Source organism: Thermococcus atlanticus (assembly GCF_054657855.1).
This window is the reverse complement of the sequence record NZ_BAAHXX010000001.1, coordinates 278,823-300,924: the sequence shown is the minus strand read 5'-3', so window position 1 is coordinate 300,924 and position 22,102 is coordinate 278,823. Positions and strand designations below refer to the sequence as shown.

The window sequence follows — 22,102 nt, the reverse complement described above, 5'->3', positions numbered from 1 at the left end:
AACAGGCGGAGGGTGAAGAATGGGAGTTGAGGAAATACCAAAGGAAACCCTGCTGGAGATATACAAGACCATGCACAAGATTAGGACGTACGAGGAGACGCTGGCGAAGTGGTACTACGAGGGAAAGAGCCCGCGCTTTGACATTTCGGCCGGTCCAATTCCCGGAGAGCTGCACCTGTCCTCAGGTCAGGAGTCAGCCGCCGTTGGTGTGTGCATACACCTCAAGGACGAAGATGCGGTTATAGGAACCCACAGGGCCCACCACTTCGCGATAGCGAAAGGTGTGGATTTGAAGAAGATGACGGCCGAGATTTTTGGAAAAGCCACAGGTCTTTCCGGGGGCAAGGGCGGCCACATGCACCTCTTCGATGCCTCCAAAAACTTCAGCTGCAGCGGAATCGTCGGTGCAAGCTTCCCGCAGGCCGTTGGGGTTGGCATAGCTGCAAAGCTGAAGGGCGAGGACTACGTGGCGGTCGCAGTCGGTGGCGACGGGGCGGCCAACCAAGGGACTTTCCACGAGGCGCTCAACCTTGCAGCCGTCTGGAAGCTGCCGGTGATATTCCTGATAGAGGACAACGGCTGGGCGATCTCTGTTCCGAAGGACAAGTCAACGGCTGTAGCCAAGAACAGCGAGAGGGCCAAGGCCTATGGAATTCCCGGTGTCAGCGTTGACGGTGCAGATGTTATAGCGGTCTATGAGGTCGCAAAGGAGGCCGTTGAAAGGGCCAGGCGCGGAGAGGGGCCGAGCCTCATAGAGGTCAGAACGTACAGGCTCAGGGGACACTTCGAAGGCGACCCGCAGCTCTACAGACCGAAGGAGGACTTCGAGCTGGCGAAGGAGAAAGACCCGCTGGTCAACTTCAGAAAGCTGCTGCTCGAGAAGGGCATCGCCACGGAAGAAGAGCTGGCGAGAATCGAGGAAGAGAACGAGAGGGAAGTTCAGGAGGCCATAGACTTCGCCCTCAACAGCCCGTATCCCGAGCCGGAAGAAGCTCTGAAGGGCGTTTTTGCGGGGGGTGAGTGAGATGGCGAGGAAGCTTCCCATGTACAAGGCGATAGCCGAGGCGATAGCGCAGGAGATGGAGCGCGATGAGAACGTCTTCGTCATGGGTGAAGACATCGGTGCTTACGGTGGAATCTTCGGCGCCACGAACGGGCTCCTTGAGAAGTTCGGCCCCGAGAGGGTCAGGGACACGCCCATAAGCGAGTCGGCCTTCATAGGCGCCGCCCTCGGGGCAGCGTCGAAGGGCATGAGGCCGATAGTCGAGCTGATGTTCGTGGACTTCTTCGGCGTGGCGATGGATCAGATATACAACCACATCGCCAAGGCGCACTACATGTCAGGCGGGCAGGTCAGGATGCCCATAGTCATAACCACGGCCATCGGTGGAGGCTACAGCGACGCAGCCCAGCACTCCCAATGCTTATACGGTCTGTTCGCCCACGTTCCGGGGCTCAAAATAGTGATCCCCTCCAACTCCTACGATGCAAAAGGGCTTATGATCTCCGCGATCAGGGACGACAACCCGGTCATGTACTTCTTCCACAAAGGGCTTATGGGACTTGGATGGATGCCCTCCCCTGAGGAAGCAGCGGTTGAGGTGCCCGAGGAGCCCTACACAGTCCCCATCGGCGAGGCCAAAGTCGTGAGGGAGGGCGACGACGTGACCATAGCGACTGTATCGCGCATGGTCTATGAAGCCCTGTGGGCGGCGGAAGAGCTTGAAAAGGACGGGATAAGCGCCGAGGTCATTGATCTGAGAACCCTCGTTCCCCTCGATAAGGAGACCCTCATAAACTCCGTCAGGAAGACCGGAAGACTTCTCGTCGTGGATGAGGACTACATGAGCTACGGGATGAGCGGTGAGATAATAGCCACCGTCGTCGAGAGGATAGGCAACGAGCTCAAAGCCCTGCCGAGGAGGATAGCCTACCCGGACGTCCCGGTTCCGTACAGCAGGGTGCTGGAGAGGTTCGTCCTTCCGGACAAGGAGAAGATAGTGAAGACAGTGAAGGACATGGTCGGGTGAGCGGCAGAATGAAGGTAGAGGTCAAGGTACCCCGGACGACGAAGGAGGAAAAGACCGGCGTCCTGCTGAGCTGGTACAAAAACGACGGCGACCCCGTCGAGGAGGGCGAGGAAATAGCGGAGGTCATGATAGAGAAGGTTACAGTGCACGTTAAGGCCCCGGCGAGCGGGAGGCTTAAGATTCTGGTTAAGGAAAACGAGGAGGTGGAGCAGGGCCAGGTGATAGGCCTCATCGTGGCCTGACCTTTTATTTTTCCAGTATCAAACTGTGCCTCCACCTCGTCCCGACCTTAAAGCGAACGTCCCTCACGGAGTAGCCCAGTTCTTTTCCTTTTTTCGTTATAGCCTCTATCAGCGGTTCCTTGTCGGGGAGAAAGAGGGTCACTTTTCCGCCGGGCTTCAGATACTCCAGAGCCTCCTTTATGAGCCTCAAAGAGAAGGCCTCTCCGTGTTCGCCCCCTCCAACGCCTTCCATCTCAGTCAGAACTCCCCTCGTCGGCCTCCCGTAATATGGCGGGGCGGAAAAGATTACGTCGAACCTCTCCCCCTCTGGGATAACGCCATGGATTATTCCTCCATTGCTCTTTATCAGCTTAACCTTCGCCCTGTTTCTCTCTATGTTACCCTTTGCGTACTCGAAGAACTCCTCATCGAGCTCCGTCGCTATAACGTCGCAGTTGAAAAGCTTCTCCGCCATAAGGGCCATCATGGCGGTGTGCCCGGTTCCTATTTCGAGAACCCTCCCTCCGCTCCTTAGAAACGTCTTCAGGAATAGGTAGCGCGAGACAGGAGTTGTCACGAGCCCTCGCGGGTGATACTCTATATCAAGGCCAAAGATGGCCTTCGCTATGGCTTTGTTGTATAGTATTCTGGCTTTTCTGTTTGAGAAGTCAAGCCTTCCGCGTTCATCGAGGTAGTCTTTCAGCTCCGGAAAGAGCTCAACCGCTTCCCTCACAGGCAGTCCGAGCTTTCCGTCCTTCCAGGCGGGCATGGGATAAGGTAAGGAGGAGGAGCTTAAAAGCTCAACCCTCCGGGTCCACCAACCTCCCCATGAAGATTACCATCCCGCTCTCCCTGTTGATTATCATAAATATGAAGGGGTGGTCTGCTTTGAAAACCTTGTATTTCTGTTCTTCTCCGGGAGGAGCAGCCGCTGTTAACGTTATGGCCGTCGCTGCCGCGGCCTCGGTACCATTCTCGGCGACGCTTATGAATGATTTGTGGACTACCTCACTTATCGCAAGGGGCTTTCCAGATATTCCCGAAAAATCCGCCCTGTTAAATGCCTCCCGTATGCCCATCTCCATCAGGGGCTCCTTGAGAGAGTAGCTCGCTTCAAATTTGAACTTCGGAACTGTCACATCAACTTTCTGAGGTGCTATCGAGTTTATAATCTCCTCAAGGAACTGAGGAGTGAGCTTTTCTTCAACATCACCCAGCCCATTCGCTTTCTTTGGAAGGATTATGAGCATGCTGAACCTGTGATTTATATCACTTTCATAGGGCATCTCAAGAACCTGAAGGTCATCGGTCTCATAGTAACCAAACCGACCCCTCCTGTGCATCATCGGAACGAGCACGGTTTTGCCGGAGGGCAGTTTAAAGGTGCCGTTGTGTGTATCATTTGGGTTGAACCTGAGCGACCAGTTGGCCTTAAAATAGACGGCATTCGTTATAACCAATCTTGTAAGCCGGGAAAGACCGCTGACGAGATTCCTTATCCTTCCATTCGTGCACTCCTCCACCCATCGGTTTATCTCTTTTTCCGCTTCCCTCGGATTTTGCTTGAAGTCTACCTCCTCCACATACCCAAGGTAGTACCTTTCAATGACATCCAGATAGCTTTTTTTAACCGGAAAATCCCTCTGAACCCAGAGGGCATTCGCTATTTTGAGGTTAAGGCCCGTCGGATTTTCAGCATCAAGGAGGACGGTTCTGAAGGCCTCTCTGCGGAGGGAAGCATTGGCCGGGAGGTGAAGTGTGCCCTCCATCTCTTCAGCGGTTTTACCTGCCGCACCCTCATATACCATGGCAAGGGCTGTGAATATGCTGAAGGGCGAGAAAAATATGTTTCCAGGCCCGAGTCTCCTGTAGAGCTGGAACGCAAAGAGATTGCTGGCATCAGCAATCCCCTGCACTTCAGGAGTCCTCATAGGGCTCAGGACATCATTCGAGGTGTTGGGAGCGCTGTGTGGTTCCATATCCGACTGCGGAGCCGTTACACACCCACTGGCCAGAACAATAACAGAGAGAATGATAACGATAGCTTTAGCCCTCACGCCCATTCATCCCACCGTGGATTATTATCCACATGGGTATAAATATCCTTCCATAACTTCAAAGAAGTTTGAAGTAAAACCCCGGCCACAAAAGAGGAATCAGAGAAGAGCCAGGGCCGCCATGACCTTGGCGTCCTCAACGATGTTTTCTATCTTTGCATATTCGTTGGGCTGATGGGCAAGCTCATCTATGGTCGCCCACACCACGGCGGGTATTCCAAGTGCCCTGAAGTAAGCCGCGAATGTCCCGCCGCCTATTCCGCCGACCTTGGCTTCCTTTCCGCGGAGCTCTTTAATGGCCTTCCTGAGGAGTTTGACTATCTCAGAGTCCTTTGGAGTGGGTTCCGGAGCGTCCAAACGCTGGATTACCTCAATCTCAATTTTTGCTCCCGGGTATCTGCCCTCAATCTCCTTTGCAAGCTCCTCCGCATCCTTCAAAACATCATCAATGCTGTAATCCGGCAGGATTCTGCAGTCGAAGACGACCTCGTGTTCGCCCGGAGCTATATTCGGCGAATCAGCGGGGTTCTTCACCATCGTTGGCTCGAAAGTGCTCACAGGAGGGTCGAAGAGTTCATCCTCCGCATTGTACTTCTCGTGAAGAAGCCTGTCGAGGTGATAAGCGTAATCCAGAGCTACACGGTGCGCATTGAGCCCCTTATCCGGCATGCTCGCATGAACCTGCCTGCCCCTAACCTTCACCTTCATCCAGAGGATGCTCTTCTCTGCAACTTCGATGAAGGTTCCGTCCTCATTACCCCCGTCAGGCACGAGGACGAGGTCGTCCTTTTTAAAGAGTTCGGGATGCTCTTTCATCAGCCACTCAATACCGTACTTGCTTCCCGTCTCCTCATCACTCACAAAGGCCAGGATTATCGTGCGCTTGGGCCTTATGCCGAGATTCATCAACGCTTTAACCGCGTAAAGCGAAGAGACAATACTCTGTCCATTATCCTCGCTCCCCCTGCCGTAAACCTTGCCGTCCTTGACGACCGGCTTGAAGGGTTCCGTAACCGTCCATCCTTCGCCGGGCGGAACGACATCCAAGTGCGTGAGAATCCACATGCGCGGGCTTTCCTCACCCTGCTCGCCGTAATAATAAGCGAGAATATTCGGTCTAACACCATTCTTGGCCCTCTCATCCGGGGCATCATACCGTTCAATCCTGTCAAACGGCCACTCCCTTATAATTTCCAAGAGTTTCATTGCCTTGTCATACTCCCCCTCATAGCCGTAATCCGGGCTTATCGCCGGGATTCTAATAAGCTCCACAAGAGTACCAACCATCTCATCCCTAAGCTTTTCAATTTCCCTAAGGATTTCATTCATGATTATCACCACTCTAATTTACACAATGTGCTTTAAACGGTTTTGCCGATTTGCTGTACAGGGCGTGATGAAAAATCATCAGCACACAGTCCGGACATGATTAGGAAGGCCAAATATCTTATATACCCTCCCATCCTAGTTTTACTGTCTGAAAAAGAAAACGGGGGTGTACTTGTGATAGAGATAACCTTTCTGGGCAGCGGCGGCGGCAGGTTCATTACGATAACGCAGTTCCGCTCCACAGGAGGCTTTTTCATCAAAGCAAGCAGGAACCTCTACGTTGACCCGGGGCCGGGTGCCCTGGTGCGGTCATGGCGCTACAAGCTCGATCCGAGGAAGCTCGACGTCATATTCGTCTCCCACAGACATGTTGACCACTGCAGCGATGCAGAGATAATGATAGAGGCCATGACCGGCGGAGCACTGAAGAAGAGGGGTGTCCTGATAGCCTCAAAGAGCGTCGTTTACGGTGATGACAGCTACAATCCGGCCGTTTCAAAATATCATCTCGACTCGCTTGAAGAGGTCCACACACCCGAACCGGGGAACCGGCTCTCCATCGGTGAGGAAGAACTCACGATAACGCCCTCGATGCATTCAGATCCCACAACCATAGGATTTCGAATGGGGACGAGGTTCGGGGACATATCATACATACCGGATACGCAGTACTTCGATGAGCTGAAGAGATGGCACGAGGGCTCAAGGCTCATGATTATAGCAATAACCAGGCCGAGGGACATGAGGATACCGTATCATCTGTGCACCGAGGATGTCGTTTATATGCTGAAGACCATGAGGCAGAGGCCGGAGGTCATTGTAATGAACCACATAGGCATGAAGATGCACTTTGCAAATCCCTACAAGGAGGCAAGGTTCATAGAAAACGTAACGGGCGTTAAAACATTCGTCGCAAAGGAAGGATTCAAGGTCATGATGGATAAAAAGGATATAACGGTGAAAACCCTCAGACCCGCGAAGTTTGTTTGAGCCTCTCAACGGCTCTGCTGACAATTCCATAGGCAAGCTTGAAAAGCTGCTCTTTTCTTTTTTCCGTAACCCCTTCCACCACGACCCTTATCTTCGGTTCGGTTCCGCTCGGCCTCACCAGAACCCATGAGCCATCGCTGAGGTTGAATCTGAAGCCGGAGATTGTAAGAACCTCCTTTATCTCATCCCTGAGAGCCTTCTGGAGCTCATGCTGGGCCATGTCGAGCACAGCCTTTTTGTATTCCTCAGGACACTTCACGTTCTTTTTGATGAGGTAGTACGTGGGAATTTCCCTGACAAGTTCTGACAGGGGTTTTCCGCTCTCATCTATGAGCTTTATCAGCAGACCCATCGTGACGAAGCTGTCTATCCAGAGGCCAAATTTTGGATGGATGAGCTTCCACGGCTCTGCGGCAAAGATTGCGTTGTACTTCTTTATGCCGTCATGGGGCTGGCCCAGGGGCACGCGGTAGACCTTACCCCCACCGTCCTCAACAACCTTATCAATCCTGGAACCGGTGTTTATTGAGGTAACGACAGTTCCTCCGCCGTGCTCCTCCACATAGAGCTTTGCAAAGAGAGCTATAAGGGTGTCCTCATCAACATAGCTGCCCCTCTCATCGAAGACGGCTATTCTGTCGGCATCTCCGTCCTGGGCAATCGCCAGGTCTGCACCCAGCTCCCTCACAAGCCCTCCAAGATAGGCTATGTTGTCATACCTCGGCTCAGGCTTTCTCCCGGGGAAATGTCCATCAGGATGGGCGTTGATGGTTATCACCTTTGCCCCCATCTCCCTCAGAAGGTAGGGTGCAACCACCGAACCGGCTCCGTTTGCCTCATCCAGAAGAACCTTCAGGCCTGTCTCATGACCCACAAAATCGAGAACTGCCCCTATGTAGTCATCTATGATGTCCATTCTCCTGACCTTCTTTATCTCATCCCATGCGGCTCTTCTGTACTCCCCGGAGAAAATTATCCTCTCAAGCTCCTCCTCCTGCTCAAGATAGAACTCTATTCCCTCCCCGTTGAAGACCTTGATGCCGTTGTCGGTGGGGGGATTGTGGGATGCGGTAATCATAACCCCGGCATCGCCGAGCTGCTTCGTGCTCCATGCCAGGGCAGGTGTGGGAATCAGTCCAAGGCTTATCACCTCGATTCCCGTGCTCAGCAGGCCGGAGATCAGAGCCCCCTCAAGCATTACGCTTGAAGTCCTTGCATCCCTTGCAACGGTCACCTTTCCCTCCCGGATATACGTCCCGAGGGATTTTCCAACCTTTAAAGCCAGATCCGGCGTAACCCTATCGTTTATGGCGCCTCTAATTCCAGCTGTCCCAAAAAGCTTCATTCAAATCACCTCACGAGATGAAAGGCCGGCGTCATTGTCATCGCTCACCCTTTCTTCAATGGGGGTTTAAATTTTTCCGTTGTGTAGATGGCAAGACCCCTGTAGTTCTCAAGCTTCAGCCCCCTGGGCATTTCATCGAGGGAGAACGGGAGGATGTAAGCGGGAACCCCGAGCTTCTCCGCAAGCTTCAAAATCGGCCTTACAATTTCCGGGGTCGGTCTCACCGAATACAGGGCCTCAACACCCTCATAAAGCATCAGGTCAGGATTAAAAACGTCATCCACGTAAGCTTCGAGACCGAGCTCCCGGGCTTTTTCAACGGCACCTTTATTCCAGTCCACCACAAAAACATCCAGACCGAGCTCTTTCAGCTTCAGGGCCACCTTGAAGTTAAATCCAACGCCTATCTCAGCAACCCTTCCGCTTATCCTCCCCCCAATGTAGAGGGCAAAGTCTTCAATGGACATGGTGGGGGGTATGCAGAAGGATTTAAAAGGGTTGCCCGGTTGAAATTGAGAATGAAAAAACAAAAAATAAAATTAGAACTCAGAAGACGGCCTTTTCGGTTTTCTTGTCAAAGACATGAGCCTTCTTCATATCGAAGACCACATCGACCTCCTGCCCCTCCTTAACCTTCGATTCCGAGTGGAAGGATCCGAGGAACGTTATGTCTCCGACACGGAGGTGGACTATCTTTTCGCTTCCGAGGTTTTCGACGATTTCAACCCTGGCTCTGGCCATATTCTCCCCGGGAACCTTAACCTGAGCAAACATAGCATCATAAATATCCTCAGGCCTGATGCCGAAGAGTGCCTCCTTCCCGATCAGGTTGGCCTCCCTGAGCACCTCGGCCTGATCCTCCATGAATTTAAGCCTGAACTCTCCAAAGTCCGCCCACACCCCTGCCCCGTCCTCCACGATGCTCGCATCAATGAAGTTCATTGGGGGCGAGCCGATGAAACCACCCACAAAAATGTTAGCCGGCCTATCATAAACCTCGTCAGGAGTTCCCACCTGCTGGAGGAGGCCCTGATTGATCACGGCAACCCTGTCGCCCATTGTCATTGCTTCAACTTGGTCGTGCGTTACGTAAATCGTCGTAACTCCCAACTGCCTCTGAAGCTTCTTAAGCTCAGCGCGCATTCTAACCCTCAGCTTCGCGTCGAGGTTTGACAGGGGCTCGTCCATGAGGAACACTTGGGGCTTCCTGACTATTGCTCTGCCCAAAGCAACACGCTGCCTCTGCCCACCGCTCAATTCTCTAGGCTTCCTCTTCAGCAAATCAGTCAAACCCAACAATTCGGCAACTTCCTTAACCCTCTCATCAACCTCCTGCTTGGGAACCTTTCTCAGTTTTAACGGGAATGCAATGTTATCATACACAGTCATGTGCGGGTACAGAGCATAACTCTGGAAAACCATGGCAATATCCCTGTCCTTCGGCGGGACAAAAACTCCAGCCTCAGGATCAGCCACAAGCCTATCCCCAATAAAAATCCTACCCTCCGAAGGCTCCTCCAACCCCGAAATCATCCTCAAAGTCGTAGTCTTACCACAACCAGACGGACCAAGAAGAACCATGAACTCGCCATCTTTTATTTCAAGATTCATGTCTTTAACAGCAGTAAAGTCCCCGAACCTCTTCCAGACACCCTCAAGCCTAACACCAGCCATACTATCACCCCCGTAAAAATTTGAAAGAATCACCTCCTCCTTCTGAGGAGGAGGGGTATCAGTGCGAGGCCGACGAGAGCCGCCGGACCGCAGATTCCTCCACCGCCAGCGCTTGTTGTTGATGGCGATGAGGTGCTGCTTGAGGAAGTCGTTGTGGATGAACTGCTGGAGGTGCTTGTGGTGGTTGTGCTCGTCTGGGTCGGAGTCGGCTTTGCACCCGCTATTATGGGTATCATTCTGACTGTGGCGAGCTTTTTGGCCTTCGCATCATAGCTCTTCAGCTGCTCCTCCTGAGTGGGTTTAAATCCAGCAGGAACAAGCAGGTCATACACTCTTGGAGCAACACCCTCTATAACTGCATCTGCAGGCGCACCACCACCCTTCCACTGCTCGGCCTTAACAGCAACAGTCCTCCACTTATCCGGCCCGTAACCGTCCTGACTGCCGACAAGAACCGCCCCATAGAGACCATAGTTCTTGTCTATTGTGAGGTACTTCTTCGGGAGCTCCACTATGATGGCGTTTCTCGTTGGATCCGCAGATATCTTCATCTCGCCCTGAATCGGCTTCTGACCCGGAATCACAATTATATTCCCGTAGTCCCAGCCTGCAATCCTCAATGCTATATCCCACGGATGCTTCGGGTCAAGCTGGACGTTTGAGCCGGGGCCGTCCGGGAACATCTTAATCGCACTTGTATTGCCTCCCTTCTTGAAGTCGAGGTAGACCTCTATGATCTGCAGGCTGAAGCCGTAAGGAGCATTCCATGGGTTACCACCAAGCTTCTTGAAGTAGAACTCGAAGCGCCAGTATTTGTCCTCCTCGGTCATCTTGAACTTGAGCAGGTCGAAGTCGCCTTTGCTGAAGACCTTGTCGGTCGGGTACGTGTAAGTCCCGGGCCCGTAATCATCCCCCTCCGGGTCCTTTATGACTATCCCCGTCTTCATGAGGGGTATCATTCTGACTGTGGCGAGCTTTTTGGCCTTCGCATCATAGCTCTTCAGCTGCTCCTCCTGAGTGGGTTTAAATCCAGCAGGAACAAGCAGGTCATACACTCTTGGAGCAACACCCTCTATAACTGCATCTGCAGGCGCACCACCACCCTTCCACTGCTCGGCCTTAACAGCAACAGTCCTCCACTTATCCGGCCCGTAACCGTCCTGACTGCCGACAAGAACCGCCCCATAGAGACCGTAGTCCTCGTTGATCTGGATGTACTTCTTGGGTATCTTGACTATTATTGCATTCCTCGTTGGATCCGCAGATATCTTCATCTCGCCCTGAATCGGCTTCTGACCCGGAATCACAATTATATTCCCGTAGTCCCAGCCTGCAATCCTCAATGCTATATCCCACGGATGCTTCGGATCAAGCTGCACATTGCTGCCCGGCCCATCGGGGAACATTTTGATTGCAGAGGTGTTTCCGCCCTTCTTGAAGTCGAGGTAGACCTCTATGATCTGCAGGCTGAAGCCGTTCGGCCCGTTCCACGGATTATCGCCGAGCTTCTTGAAATAGAACTCCATCACGTAATAGTTAGTTTGCTCAAGCATCCTGAAGCGGAGGAGATCAAAGTCGCCTTTGCTGAAGACCTTGTCGGTCGGGTACGTGTAAGTCCCGGGCCCGTAATCATCCCCCTCCGGGTCCTTTATATCTGCAATTACAACACCTTTAACCTCCATGGGTAATTTGACCTCTATGGGAGTGGTTATGATATCAAGCTTCCCATTCTTTAAAGTTGATACTGCGAAATATATATCTGAGGGAGTTTCAATGAATTTAAACGGCACTGTAACTTCAATACCGCCTGAAGTTCTTTTTGAAGTCCCGTTTCCTATGAGTTTATAACCATCATAGCCTGTGGCATTGTAAATCATGACCTTTCCATCTTTGTAGACAACATGTGTTGTTATCATGAGCCCTACACTATCTCTGCTGTACGGATAATGAGAGTATGCAAACTCAGTGGGCTTTTTCTGAAGCAGGGTAAATGTATTCCCAACGAAGCGTTTTGGATTCCAGATGCTAATTTCAAGCTGGGTAAGATTGCCTTTCATCGTAAAGTGGAGACCCTGTTCGTCAAAATAAAGTCCAATACTCTTAGCTTGGGTTGAAAGGCTTGACCACTCCTTCTTTTCCCCCTCTTTAAGGCCGGTCAGGTCCCTGATGACGTACGGCTCTCCATCGGGGAAGTAATTGCCATAAAGATAGCTTGGGGGGTTTAATCCCGCAAGCTTATACATCTCATACAAATAATCCTTAAAGAGCCTCCCAAATCCCTGGTCAAAACCACTGTCCTGATCCTTGCCGTACCACCAGAACCAGTCGCTCCCCTCCGCACGGAGGAGATATTCATACGCTTCTTCCCATTTCTCTGGACTCATTTTTTCTCTGTGTTCAAAAAGATCCTTTCTTGCCACATAAAGCCAGTACCACGCCAGATTTTCCTGTCTTTCCCCTATCCATGTGGAAAGGGTCCCATCTATCCAGCTTGATTCAGGCCAAAGATGCTCTTCGGTTTTTCCTGCAAGGCCATAGAGTTCTCTCAGGCTCGTAGCTTTGAGGAGTGCAGGGAGATTATCCTTAAGATCAAGATATTTCATCTCCTTTGGTGTCAGAACATTCGCCTTGTCACCGTAGAGCTTTATATACTCGCTGGGAGTTACAGTTCGTATGAGTCCTTCCCTCTGGAGTTCCTCAAGTTTCTTGTAAAGCATGTTCAGAAAAGCACTCCCTGTATATGGATAGTTCTCCCAAGGATTTTCACCGTCAAGAGCCACTACATATACGAGGGAACCATCCCGGTTCTCCTTCTGCACTTTAAGCAAATCCCCTATAAAGTCCTCAACCGCCTGTTTCTGGTTCATTCCAGCATAATTGAAGCCCACTTTATCACTCAGCACATGATCACGTGGAAATATGTATATCTTCTTTCCATTGAATTCAGCAACCCATGGTTTATAATAGTTTGAGATACTGCTGGGAATTCCCATCTTCTGAAGAACGAGCTGGTCAGAGATGACCCACTCCCACCCATTCTCAGCGAGGATCTTTAGGGTTTCATCATTGAGAGCACATTCTGCAGCCCATCCTCCCTTCGGAGTAACGGTTCCGTTACCGAGATATTTCTTGTACAATTCGTTTGCCTTCTGAACTTGTTCCTTGAAATCATCTTCCCATCCAAGATCATTGAGTATTGGTCCTATCGGATGAGCATATGGGACTACTGTAACCTCAACATTGCCGTTCCCCAGGAGGTAGTTAACCTTCTCATACTCTTCAAAAACATGAGAGAGTAGCCATTTCTGAGCATCCAGAACGGTCTTAACATCCTTCCTTGTGTATCCCCCCGAATCCACCTTTTCATATAGGGCATTGAGTTCTGGATGCTCAACTATGTATTCATGATTCAACCATGCCAGATTAAACAGAACCGCTAGGTCTATGTAATCCTGTTCAGTAAATTCGCTGGTTATTTCTTCTTTCTGCTCTTCAAGGGGCAAGTTCCCATACTTGGCGAACAGAGCATTCCTCTTATCGGTTAGTTCCTTGTACCTGACCCATGTCCTCCTCATTGGGTTCCCGCTCTTATCCATAACAGGTTCCCCGTTCCAAGGTATGGTATTATCAAAAAAGCCTCCGGGAGCTTGAAGCATGAGCCACTTTTCATCCATTGTCAGAGTCTTTCCCTCTGCTATCTTCTCTGTGATCTCCTCTCTTAAATCCATCTTGCCTTCTGTATACATAACTATCTGCTGAATTAAAGATCCGGAGAGATCAATAGTGGCGTGTACATCTGGATACTTACTGAGTATAGCTGGCATCATCCAGTAATCCCTGGCTGCATGCAACCTGACCCACGGAAGAACGAACTGATCGTTTATAGGATCATAGTAGAACGGCTGGTGCATGTGCCACACTATTATGACGTTCAGGGGTTTTGCATCATCTGCTTTTGCGTATCCATACATTCCAACAAAACTTCCAAACATCAAAAAAGCAAGAAATACCGCAGCCGCTTTCATCTTCTTCATCTTCACCACCCCAAATTCATTCCTTCAAACCACCAAGGGTTAGTCCGCTCCTTATGTAGTTCTGGGAGAGCAGGAACATTATGAAGACCGGCAGGGCGAATATCAGCGCTGCAGCCGCAAACTGGTTCCATGAGATTGATCTTAGATTTGAAAGCATCGTATATAACCATACAGTCAGTGGATAGTTATTCTCACTCAGAAGGAGGTTTGCCAAGATAAGCTCCGTCCACCCACCTATAAATGCGAATACCGCCACGGTAGCTATTCCTGGCAGGGCCATCGGTATGAGCACGTGCCGTATGATCTGGAGGTAGCTGGCACCGTCGACCAACGCCGCTTCGTCGAAGTCCGTTGATATTGAATCCAGATAGCCCTTGAGGAGCCACGTGTTGAATGGCACGCTTCCTGCCGAGTATATGACCGGGAGAACATAGATGTTGTTGGTCAGGTGAAGTTTGACGAGCATTCCGTAGAGCGCCACCAGTCCGGCTATTCCGAGACCTCCCGAGACCTGTGTGAACATAAGGTAGAAGTAGAGCGTGTGCTCCCTTCCGAAGAACTTAAGTCTTGAGAAGGAATAGGCCGAGGGTATCACAAGGAGCAGGGTCAGCAGCACCGTGAGAGAGGCTATTATAAGGCTCCTCTTCATGTAGCCCCAGACATTACCACCTACTTTCGATAGCACGATGTATTCAAAGTTCTTAGACTCCAAAATGTCATTCCTAGCATCTATCATTCCTCCCTGAGGCAGGTATATTGTTGCACTTCTGGCCACATATGTGTTGTTGCCGGTCTTCTCGAACTTGGAAAGGTCAACGGGGAGATTTTTTGTATCGCTGACGGTTAGTATAATCTCCTCGCCCGAAACATTTATATTTCTGACACCGAGCACGGCGCTTATTCTGCCCGCTTTAACCAGAAGATATTTACCTCCCACAATTACCGTTGACCCATCCTCTTTCATCCTCTTGGTGCCGCCTTCTATTTTCTTTGTTTTTATATTTGATAGAGACAGCCTCGCTGACGAGCGCTTGCCTTCTATTTTTCCGTTCTTAACTTCCATCCTGAATCTGTTGAGGGGATCCGTAATGACTGCATCTTCAGTCTTCAGGGTGAAACCTCTCGTCTTTAATACTCCTTCTTCATGCCCGAAAAAGATTTCCCTGTAGTTCTCCAGAGTTATGTTCCGCGGGATCAACTCAAGCTGAGTCGTTGCGAGTGCTCCAGAGGGCTTGAGAGATATCGTAAAAATATAGTAAACCGGGAATAATATAATACCCATAACAACCAGTGCCAAGAGTGTCATTGCCACCGTTTTTCCAAGCTCACTCCTTCTCATGCTCCCGCCCCCTTCTGAAGCTTCGTAATTTTCATGCTAACCAGCATGTAAATAGCCAGCACTATCGTGGCTATCAAAAGAACCGCAGCGGCCTTACCATACTGCGGTATTGCTGCTCCGAAAGCCTTCATATATCCATACAGGAGGAGGAATTTGTCCTGAAATAGAGCCCCATTGTATATGAACGGCACGAGGAAGTACTGGAAGCTCGCTGCAGAGGTCAGTATCGTGGCAAACGCTATAGGCTTGCTGACTATCGGAATGACGACCCTCGTGAGCCTCTGCCAGTAGCTGGCCCCGTCTATGATCGCCGCCTCTATCAGCGTATCCGGAACGGACTGCAATGCCGAGGTTATAACGGTCATCATGAATGGATATGCCAGCCAGACCTCTATAATGTTCAGTGCCACAAATCCCCAAGTGGCACTGGCGGTCCAGTCAGGAGGATTCGCGATGCCGATATCCCTGAGTATTATGTTTATGGGTCCCACCACGGGATCAAGCATGAAACGCCACACCATGACAGAGAACAGCAGGGGTAGAGCCCACGGAATTATCAGAAGAGCTCTATAGATAAACTTCCCTTTAACATACTTGTTGTTATATAAAATACTGAGAAACAGGCCAACAGTAACTTTGAGGGTAACACTTGTAGCAACAAAAATCCATGTCCACAGAAAAGCAGTTCTAAAACCCGCATCACCCAGAGCCCACTTAAAGTTCTCCAGACCCACAAATTCCAATTTTGGAGCATTTGGAGCCTGTATGGGAAAGTTTCCGAGCTGTGCGTTTGTGAAAGATATATATATCGAGTACAGTATCGGGTAGATGTTGAAAAACATGAACGCTATCAGTCCGGGTAGTATCAACGCAAGGGCAGTCCCAGTTCTTTTGCGCATATCCACACCCCCTAATAAGTTAAAACTATTAAAAGAAAGAGAAAAATTCTCAACTCTTGAGATTCTGGAGTATCTCGCTCTGGGCATCCTTAAGAGCCTGATCAATGGTCTTCTTGCCCGCTATGATGTCGGTGATTGCTGTCCCAACCGGACCCCAGACGCTCCCCATGGCCGGACTCTTTGGCATCAGGTACATATGCTGAACAGCCTGACCAAATCCATTCAAGACGGGATCCGCCTTTATTTCGGGGTCATTCATGACCTCTTTGAGAACCGGAATGTAGCCGTTCTCAAGGGCGAGGGTCTTGACGGCATCAGGATTTGTTGTGAGCCACTTGACGAACTCCCAGGCAGCTTCTTTATGCTTTATGCCCTTGACGAAGTAAATGAGCTTGACACCACCGTAGGGGTGCGGGTAGTATGTCTTCCCATTCACGGTTATGGGCGGCAGGGGGACAACACCGAAGTTTATGCCCTTGCTCTTAACGCTGGGTATGCTCCATGGACCGTTTACCATCATGGGGGCCTTGCCGTCAAGGAAGAGACCAACCTGAGCGTTGTAGTCCTGGGTGTGAGCCACATACGGGAACACTTCCTTGAAGAAGAATTCAAAGCCCTCCTTGGTTTCGGGCAGGTCAAGACCGGGCTTCTTGGTTTTGTCATCGAAGTAGTATCCTCCAAAGGCATGAACCCATCCTGAGAGGAAGTAGGGATCCATCGGTGTTGCAAGACCGTACGTGCCCTTGTCCGGGTTGTAGTACTTCTCCATAATCTTCTTCATGTCCTCAAATGTCTTCGGCGGCTCCGTAACCATCTTCTTGTTGTATATGAGTGCAACAGTCTCGGCCGCAAAGGGCATTGCGTAGTAGTGTCCATCATATTCAATAGCCTTCTGGGCCACGGGACTGAACTTATCAAGGATGTCCTTCGTTACATACTCGTCAATTGGCTCAAGCATTCCCGCCTCTGCAAACTTTCCAATCCAGTCGTGAGCCCAGATGAAGAGGTCAGGTCCCTGACCGGCGGGTATTGCCGCCTTAAGGGATGTCTCAAGGTCAGCCTTCTTCTCAAACTTGATCTGGATGTTCGGATGCTCAATCTCAAACTCAGAAGCCAGATCCTGGAAGACCTTAAGTTCATCCGGTCCCATAGCATGCCAGATTACAACCGTTTCAACTTTCTGCTGGGTAGTTGTTGTGGTTGTGGTAGTGCTTGTGGTTGAGCTTGAAGTCGAGCTGGTCGCTGGTGCACTGCTCGATGTGGTGGTTGTTCCTCCTCCACCGATACAGCCGCTGGCCACCACTCCAAAAACCAAAACTCCAACTAAAAACAGGACAAATATTCCCTTCCTCATAGCCTATCACCTGTCATGATTTCGGTGTATTAGTATCATTCTCAGTGATATATATACCTTGCGCTTCCATGTGCAGGTATATATCACATGTCCAAAGATGGGCCTCAACAAAACCTTCTGGCTATACAGAATGACCATGGATCAAGGAGATTATTGTTTATATGACCAATTATGACTTCATAATCCGAAGTTGAGTTAAGTTTCCGCGTGACTTCTGAATAATTAATGCACACCAAAATCCTCTCATCACCATAAACCCGCTCATAGACCAGCAGCCCATCCCTGAAGACCAGCGGCAAGAATACCCCCATCTGGAGGGCTTTGCTTTCACGCCGTAGCCTTACCAGCGCTTTTGTTGTCTCAAGTATTTCCCTATCCCATTCCTCGGAATTCCATTTCATCGGGCCCCTTGAACGCTCCATGGGAGAACCGTCTATGTTTTCGAGCCCTACCTCATCGCCGTAGTATATTGACGGAATCCCCCTGTACGTCATCAAAAACGCAAGGGCGCACAGATACTTCCTTCTATCTCCCACCAGTCCAAGGAAACGCTCCACATCGTGATTGTCCAGAAAGTTGTACATGAGGAACTCCGCGGGCCCGTAGCGCGCGCTCAGGAGCTCAATCCAGTTTAGGAACTCCCCCGCATCCATCTCCCCGTAAACGAAGAACCGCAGGAGGGCCTCGTAAAGGGGATAGTTCATCGTGCCGTGGAACTTATCAAAAATCCACAGCCGGGCATCGTCCATGACTTCACCTATAAGGTATGCATCCTCCGGCAGTTTTCTCCTCACCTCACGCCAGAGCTCCGGCGGAACGCCGTGGGCCACATCGAGCCTCCAGCCGTCCGCTCCCCTTTCAAGCCAGTGCTCCATCACGTCAGCGATAAAATGCCTGACCTCGGGGTTTTCATGGTTCAGACGGGGCATAAGCCAGACAGAGAAGAAGCTCTCATAGCCCCAGCCGATCTTCCTGAGCCTTTTGCTCTTCTCCCTCCATGGGGCCGTAGAGCCCAGGACATCCAGAAACTCCTCCGTGACCGGGGGAAAACGGGTGATGCGGTAGAAGTCCCTGTACCTGCTCCTCTCCCCGTTTTTTACGACGTCCTGAAAATAGGGGTGAAAAAAGCTCGTGTGATGGAAAACACCATCGAGAATCAGCCTGATGTCTCTTTCCTTCAGCTCCTTAAGGAGCCTCTCGAACGCTTCATCACCCTCCTTCACGCGGTAGTAGTCGGTAACATCATAGCCGTGATAGGTGGTGGACTCAAAGATGGGGGTCAGATACAGGGCGTTTATTCCCAGATTCCCGAGATGTCCGAGCTTTTCAATAATCCCCAGGAGGCTCCCGGCAAAGCGGTCAGGCATGATCTGGTAGAACACCCTGTCAGGCACCCATTCCGGGAAGGGATATTCCCCCGGTGATGCCCTGAAATCACCGTACTCCACAACACCGCCATCAGTATGAATCTCAAAGTGGTACTCCATCTCTCCCTTCAGGGGCAGATGTGCCTCAAAATAATCAAACAGCTCATCCCAGGCCTTCCTCCGCATTTCAATTCTGTCCCCGGAGACTAAATAAACCTTCTCGACCCTCCCTTTCACCGCCCTAAAGCGCACATAGGTTCTGTCCCCGAAGGAGTAGAGGTACGTCAGGGAAGGGTGGTGGTAGAACTCCTCCCCAGAGAATATCCTCGCAACGCTCACCTCATCCTCCATCTTGTATGAGAGCCTCCGGTAAAGCGCCCTTTCAGGATTTTCGGGGTCAGAAAGTTTCGTGCTCTCTATTGAGAAGGCATAGTACCAAACTCCCTCGGGCAACTCAAGGGTTATGCTCCATCTGTCCCCCCTCTCCTTCATCCTGAGACTGCCCTCGTTGAAGGCGTTGAAATTTCCGAGGAGATACGCATAGCTCCCCTCCTTCGGAATCGAGAACTCAACGGAGGCCACCTTTCCCATAATGTCATCATCCCTGAATGCGAAAGTTTTATACATGTTGACCACCACCCTATTTCAGTATCACCGCCGATGTTTAAACTGACGCAAGTGAATATTAAAATCTTTGGAGGCATGGATATGAACGAGGAAGAGATTGTTGAAAAACTTCAGAAGCTCGGACTGACGAAGTATGAGAGTCTGGCATACATAACCCTCCTGAAGCTCGGCCCCTGTAAGGCAACTGACGTGACAAAGGAAAGCGGCATCCCGCACACGAGGGTCTACGACGTCCTGAGCTCCCTTCACAGGAAGGGTTTCGTTGACGTGATGCACGGCACTCCAAGGCTCTACAAGCCGGTCAATCCCGAGGTCGTGCTTGAAAAGCTCAAAGAGGACTTCATAAGGGACATAGACGGCCTGAAAAAAGCCTTTCTCGAACTGTACCGCTCCGTTCATGGGGAAGACCTCCCCGAAATCTGGACGATACACGGCTTTGAGAACACCCTTGAAAGGGCCGAGTATATCATAAGGACAGCGAAGTACGAGGTGCTTATAAACACGCCATTTGAGTTCCTCCGGCTCCTCAGGGAGGAGATAAGGAAGAGAAGGGACATCGTTTTCGTGATAATAAGCAACTTCGACGAAGTCCCGGAGTGGCTCAGAAGGGATAACGTGCTGCTTGCCAGAAGCGGAGGGGCGCCGTGGCTCATGGCGAGCTGGATAATAGGGGACATCGACTATGCCCTCTTCTTCGGCGCATTGCCCAGGGACAGGAGAAGGGAGAAGTTCTACTCATTCTGGGCCAAGAGTCCGAAGATAATCCAGAACTACATGCACTGGTTCTACACGATATATCTGGACAACAGCGAGGTCGTTAAGCCGATAGAGTATGGAAATATCGGAAAGCCGCTGAGTCTGGTCAACATCAGAACACTTATAACCGTTCTCAAGCACACCTCCCTTCCGAAGAAGGCCGAAATTGCGGGCAGACTCGTTGAGAGTAAAGAGCCCATAAACCTCGAAGGCCAGGTTGTCGAATATGAATACACTCCCCTGACCGCAAGCATAACAGTTCGGGACATGGCAGGGAAGGAATGGAAGATCGGCGGTCTCGGAAGCTACTTTGAGGACATAGAAGGGGAAAAGTTCATACTGCTTGAGTAGGTGGTCGGAATGAAGGTGCTTTTACTTGCATTTGAATATCTGCCCGTGAAGGTGGGCGGACTGGCGGAGGCTGTTACGAGCATAGCGGAAGGGCTGGCAAAGCTGGGACATGAAGTCCTCGTCTTCACACCCTCCCACGGTCGTATTGGAGGGAAGGAGGCAGCGGCTTTCAGGATTGCAGCATTTGGGGGAGAGTTCGAGGTCAAGGCATACGAAAGGAACCAGAACGGTGTCAGGGTGTTTGCCCTGAGTGATGTCCTCCTCGATAATCCCGATGTCTATGGTCCCGGATGGGAAGGACTGCTTCAAAAGACCGTTCATTTTGGAAAGGCAAGTGCAGGCCTGCTCAATGAACTCCTGAAAAGTGAGGAAAAGCCGGAAGCAGTGCATGCCCATGACTGGCACACGGTCTTTGCAGCGGCCCTCATCAAGAAGTACTTCCACATCCCCCTTACTGCAACAATCCACAGACTCAACAAAGCCAAGATACCCGGCCATTTCTTCCATGACGCCCAGGTTGGGGAGCTGGCGCCTTATCCAGATATTGACCCCGAGCACACGCTGGCATACATAGCAGATGCGGTGACAACCGTCAGCAGGAGCTACATGTGGGAGGAGTGGGGCTTCTTCGGCATGTTCGAGGGCAAGGTAACTCACGTGTTCAACGGAATAGACTGCTCCTTCTGGAACGAGGCATTCCTAAGCGGGGACAGGAAAGAACGCAGGAAAAAAATCCTTGAAAAGTTCGGCATGAGTGATGGCAAGACATTCATGTTCATAGGGCGCTTTGACAAGGCACAGAAGGGAGTTGATACCCTCTTCCATGCAATAGAGCTGCTCTCCAAAGACCCGGCGTTCAGCGAGATGCGCTTTATCGTGATAGGCAAGGGAGACCCCGGACTTGAGAGGTGGGCGCATGCAATGGAAAACCGCTTCCCGAACTTCAAGGCGGTGACAAGGCTCCTCAAAAGGGAGGAGGCCAGGGAGCTCTACGGCTCGGTGGATTTCGTCGTGGTTCCTTCCTACTTTGAGCCATTCGGGCTCGTCCAGCTTGAGGCTATGTGCCTCGGTGCCGTGCCAATAGGTTCGGCCGTCGGGGGTATAAAGGACACCATAATAGACATAGACGCTGATCCTGAGAATGCCAGCGGGATGCTCGTTCCTCCGAGGGACTCATTCGCCCTTGCGAGGGCCATGATACGGGCAAAGGAGCTTGATGAGGAGACCCTTAACAGGCTAAGGGAAAACGGGAAAGTGAGGGTCAGGTCATTCACATGGGAGGCGGCATGCAGGAGGTATCTGGAGGTCTACAGGGACAGCGTGGATAAAGCCATATCCTTCGTTCGTTAGCGCCACCCGAACTCCTTCAGAAACTTTATTTTCAATCTTTTTATTGTCCCCGAAACGCCGAGGGTTCTGAAGATGGCCTTTGAGCCGTTTATCCCTGTTACGAGGGCCAGGGCGAAGCGCAGCTCCTCGACATGCTTTCTATCAACTCTGATGATTCCTGTCTGGCTCTTCTCGTCGAACTTGATTAGCCAGGGTTTGGTTTTGGCCGAGCCGAGAACACCGAGCGCTGAGAGGCTCGCATCCCATACCGCCCTCCTTATCTCGTCCCTCTTAAACGGCCTCTCCCCGATCACCTGAAAGGCTATGTAGCGGTGCTTATCGCGAAGGGTTGGGGGTAAATACTTCGGCTTCTCCCTCATAGGCATCTGCTCAACTTTGC

The 22,102-nt window shown here is 51.1% G+C and carries 18 protein-coding genes; 6 read left to right on the top strand and 12 right to left on the bottom strand.

Annotated elements, in window-relative coordinates:
- Positions 1 to 19 precede the first annotated feature (19 nt).
- Genes ACYQ27_RS01595 through ACYQ27_RS01585 form a run of 3 tightly spaced genes read left to right on the top strand, consistent with a single transcriptional unit; the run spans position 20 to position 2,272 of the window.
- On the top strand, positions 20 to 1,024 hold the full coding sequence (locus ACYQ27_RS01595; RefSeq protein WP_456394859.1) for a thiamine pyrophosphate-dependent dehydrogenase E1 component subunit alpha: 1,005 nt from the start codon (positions 20 to 22) through the stop codon (positions 1,022 to 1,024).
- A 1-nt stretch (position 1,025) separates the two neighbouring features.
- A complete protein-coding gene (locus tag ACYQ27_RS01590; protein ID WP_456453024.1) occupies positions 1,026 to 2,030 on the top strand; it encodes an alpha-ketoacid dehydrogenase subunit beta in 1,005 nt (334 codons plus the stop codon).
- Positions 2,031 to 2,038: 8 nt separating this feature from the next.
- Positions 2,039 to 2,272, top strand: coding sequence for a lipoyl domain-containing protein (locus ACYQ27_RS01585; RefSeq protein WP_460040877.1), 234 nt, complete (start codon positions 2,039 to 2,041; stop codon positions 2,270 to 2,272).
- A gap of 4 nt (positions 2,273 to 2,276) precedes the next feature.
- Here ACYQ27_RS01585 and ACYQ27_RS01580 read toward each other — a convergent pair whose 3' ends face one another.
- From ACYQ27_RS01580 to ACYQ27_RS01570, 3 genes are all read right to left on the bottom strand, one after another.
- A complete protein-coding gene (locus ACYQ27_RS01580; protein WP_456453028.1) occupies positions 2,277 to 3,020 on the bottom strand; it encodes an RlmF-related methyltransferase in 744 nt (247 codons plus the stop codon).
- A 31-nt stretch (positions 3,021 to 3,051) separates the two neighbouring features.
- A complete protein-coding gene (locus ACYQ27_RS01575; protein WP_456453030.1) occupies positions 3,052 to 4,314 on the bottom strand; it encodes a serpin family protein in 1,263 nt (420 codons plus the stop codon).
- A gap of 93 nt (positions 4,315 to 4,407) precedes the next feature.
- Positions 4,408 to 5,637 (bottom strand): M20 family metallo-hydrolase, encoded by a 1,230-nt coding sequence (locus tag ACYQ27_RS01570; RefSeq protein ID WP_456453032.1) that lies wholly within the window; start codon positions 5,635 to 5,637, stop codon positions 4,408 to 4,410.
- Positions 5,638 to 5,811: 174 nt separating this feature from the next.
- On the opposite strand from ACYQ27_RS01570, the gene ACYQ27_RS01565 reads away from it, so the two are divergent.
- A complete protein-coding gene (locus ACYQ27_RS01565) occupies positions 5,812 to 6,627 on the top strand; it encodes an MBL fold metallo-hydrolase (RefSeq protein WP_456394850.1) in 816 nt (271 codons plus the stop codon).
- On the opposite strand, the gene glmM is transcribed toward ACYQ27_RS01565, so the two are convergent.
- From glmM to ACYQ27_RS01525, 8 genes are all read right to left on the bottom strand, one after another.
- Positions 6,605 to 7,972: a phosphoglucosamine mutase gene (gene glmM / locus ACYQ27_RS01560; protein ID WP_456453034.1), complete on the bottom strand. Its 1,368-nt coding sequence runs from the start codon at positions 7,970 to 7,972 to the stop codon at positions 6,605 to 6,607. The two genes, ACYQ27_RS01565 and glmM, sit on opposite strands and share 23 nt — an antisense overlap.
- 44 nt (positions 7,973 to 8,016) lie before the next feature.
- The gene (locus tag ACYQ27_RS01555) at positions 8,017 to 8,439 is read right to left on the bottom strand and encodes a UPF0146 family protein (protein WP_456453036.1); all 423 of its coding nucleotides are present in this window, start codon (positions 8,437 to 8,439) and stop codon (positions 8,017 to 8,019) included.
- Positions 8,440 to 8,518: 79 nt separating this feature from the next.
- Positions 8,519 to 9,646: an ABC transporter ATP-binding protein gene (locus ACYQ27_RS01550; RefSeq protein WP_460040876.1), complete on the bottom strand. Its 1,128-nt coding sequence runs from the start codon at positions 9,644 to 9,646 to the stop codon at positions 8,519 to 8,521.
- Positions 9,647 to 9,675: 29 nt separating this feature from the next.
- Complete coding sequence (locus ACYQ27_RS01545) at positions 9,676 to 13,638, bottom strand: glucodextranase DOMON-like domain-containing protein (protein WP_460041758.1); 3,963 nt, start codon at positions 13,636 to 13,638, stop codon at positions 9,676 to 9,678.
- 58 nt (positions 13,639 to 13,696) lie between these two features.
- Positions 13,697 to 15,019: an ABC transporter permease subunit gene (locus tag ACYQ27_RS01540; protein ID WP_456452882.1), complete on the bottom strand. Its 1,323-nt coding sequence runs from the start codon at positions 15,017 to 15,019 to the stop codon at positions 13,697 to 13,699.
- Positions 15,016 to 15,918 (bottom strand): carbohydrate ABC transporter permease, encoded by a 903-nt coding sequence (locus ACYQ27_RS01535; protein WP_456396809.1) that lies wholly within the window; start codon positions 15,916 to 15,918, stop codon positions 15,016 to 15,018. The genes ACYQ27_RS01540 and ACYQ27_RS01535 overlap by 4 nt, the downstream gene beginning before the upstream one ends.
- Positions 15,919 to 15,967: 49 nt before the next feature.
- On the bottom strand, positions 15,968 to 17,272 hold the full coding sequence (locus ACYQ27_RS01530; RefSeq protein WP_456452884.1) for an extracellular solute-binding protein: 1,305 nt from the start codon (positions 17,270 to 17,272) through the stop codon (positions 15,968 to 15,970).
- A 104-nt stretch (positions 17,273 to 17,376) separates the two neighbouring features.
- Entirely contained in the window at positions 17,377 to 19,266 is a 1,890-nt protein-coding gene (locus tag ACYQ27_RS01525) for an alpha amylase N-terminal ig-like domain-containing protein (RefSeq protein ID WP_460040875.1), read from the bottom strand.
- 81 nt (positions 19,267 to 19,347) lie between these two features.
- Between ACYQ27_RS01525 and trmBL1 the strand changes: the two genes are divergently transcribed.
- Both trmBL1 and ACYQ27_RS01515 read left to right on the top strand, forming a co-directional pair.
- Positions 19,348 to 20,373 carry an HTH-type sugar sensing transcriptional regulator TrmBL1 gene (gene trmBL1 / locus ACYQ27_RS01520; protein WP_456452888.1) on the top strand — a complete coding sequence of 342 codons (1,026 nt, stop codon included), beginning with the start codon at positions 19,348 to 19,350 and terminating at the stop codon, positions 20,371 to 20,373.
- 9 nt (positions 20,374 to 20,382) lie between these two features.
- On the top strand, positions 20,383 to 21,723 hold the full coding sequence (locus ACYQ27_RS01515; protein WP_460040874.1) for a glycogen/starch synthase: 1,341 nt from the start codon (positions 20,383 to 20,385) through the stop codon (positions 21,721 to 21,723).
- On the opposite strand, the gene ACYQ27_RS01510 is transcribed toward ACYQ27_RS01515, so the two are convergent.
- Positions 21,720 to 22,082: a ribonuclease P protein component 2 gene (locus ACYQ27_RS01510; RefSeq protein WP_456452894.1), complete on the bottom strand. Its 363-nt coding sequence runs from the start codon at positions 22,080 to 22,082 to the stop codon at positions 21,720 to 21,722. The two genes, ACYQ27_RS01515 and ACYQ27_RS01510, sit on opposite strands and share 4 nt — an antisense overlap.
- Between the last annotated feature and the right edge of the window lie 20 nt (positions 22,083 to 22,102).

Coding starts and splice junctions, on each gene's coding strand:
- ACYQ27_RS01595 (WP_456394859.1), top strand. CDS start 20: ATGGGAGTTGAGGAAATACCAAAGGAAACCCTGCTGGAGATATACAAG.
- ACYQ27_RS01570 (WP_456453032.1), bottom strand. CDS start 5,637: ATGAATGAAATCCTTAGGGAAATTGAAAAGCTTAGGGATGAGATGGTT.
- ACYQ27_RS01585 (WP_460040877.1), top strand. CDS start 2,039: ATGAAGGTAGAGGTCAAGGTACCCCGGACGACGAAGGAGGAAAAGACC.
- ACYQ27_RS01580 (WP_456453028.1), bottom strand. CDS start 3,020: ATGCCCGCCTGGAAGGACGGAAAGCTCGGACTGCCTGTGAGGGAAGCG.
- ACYQ27_RS01510 (WP_456452894.1), bottom strand. CDS start 22,082: ATGAGGGAGAAGCCGAAGTATTTACCCCCAACCCTTCGCGATAAGCAC.
- glmM (WP_456453034.1), bottom strand. CDS start 7,972: ATGAAGCTTTTTGGGACAGCTGGAATTAGAGGCGCCATAAACGATAGG.
- ACYQ27_RS01540 (WP_456452882.1), bottom strand. CDS start 15,019: ATGAGAAGGAGTGAGCTTGGAAAAACGGTGGCAATGACACTCTTGGCA.
- ACYQ27_RS01515 (WP_460040874.1), top strand. CDS start 20,383: ATGAAGGTGCTTTTACTTGCATTTGAATATCTGCCCGTGAAGGTGGGC.
- ACYQ27_RS01525 (WP_460040875.1), bottom strand. CDS start 19,266: ATGTATAAAACTTTCGCATTCAGGGATGATGACATTATGGGAAAGGTG.
- trmBL1 (WP_456452888.1), top strand. CDS start 19,348: ATGAACGAGGAAGAGATTGTTGAAAAACTTCAGAAGCTCGGACTGACG.
- ACYQ27_RS01545 (WP_460041758.1), bottom strand. CDS start 13,638: ATGTTTGGAAGTTTTGTTGGAATGTATGGATACGCAAAAGCAGATGAT.
- ACYQ27_RS01555 (WP_456453036.1), bottom strand. CDS start 8,439: ATGTCCATTGAAGACTTTGCCCTCTACATTGGGGGGAGGATAAGCGGA.
- ACYQ27_RS01575 (WP_456453030.1), bottom strand. CDS start 4,314: ATGGGCGTGAGGGCTAAAGCTATCGTTATCATTCTCTCTGTTATTGTT.
- ACYQ27_RS01530 (WP_456452884.1), bottom strand. CDS start 17,272: ATGAGGAAGGGAATATTTGTCCTGTTTTTAGTTGGAGTTTTGGTTTTT.
- ACYQ27_RS01550 (WP_460040876.1), bottom strand. CDS start 9,646: ATGGCTGGTGTTAGGCTTGAGGGTGTCTGGAAGAGGTTCGGGGACTTT.
- ACYQ27_RS01535 (WP_456396809.1), bottom strand. CDS start 15,918: ATGCGCAAAAGAACTGGGACTGCCCTTGCGTTGATACTACCCGGACTG.
- ACYQ27_RS01590 (WP_456453024.1), top strand. CDS start 1,026: ATGGCGAGGAAGCTTCCCATGTACAAGGCGATAGCCGAGGCGATAGCG.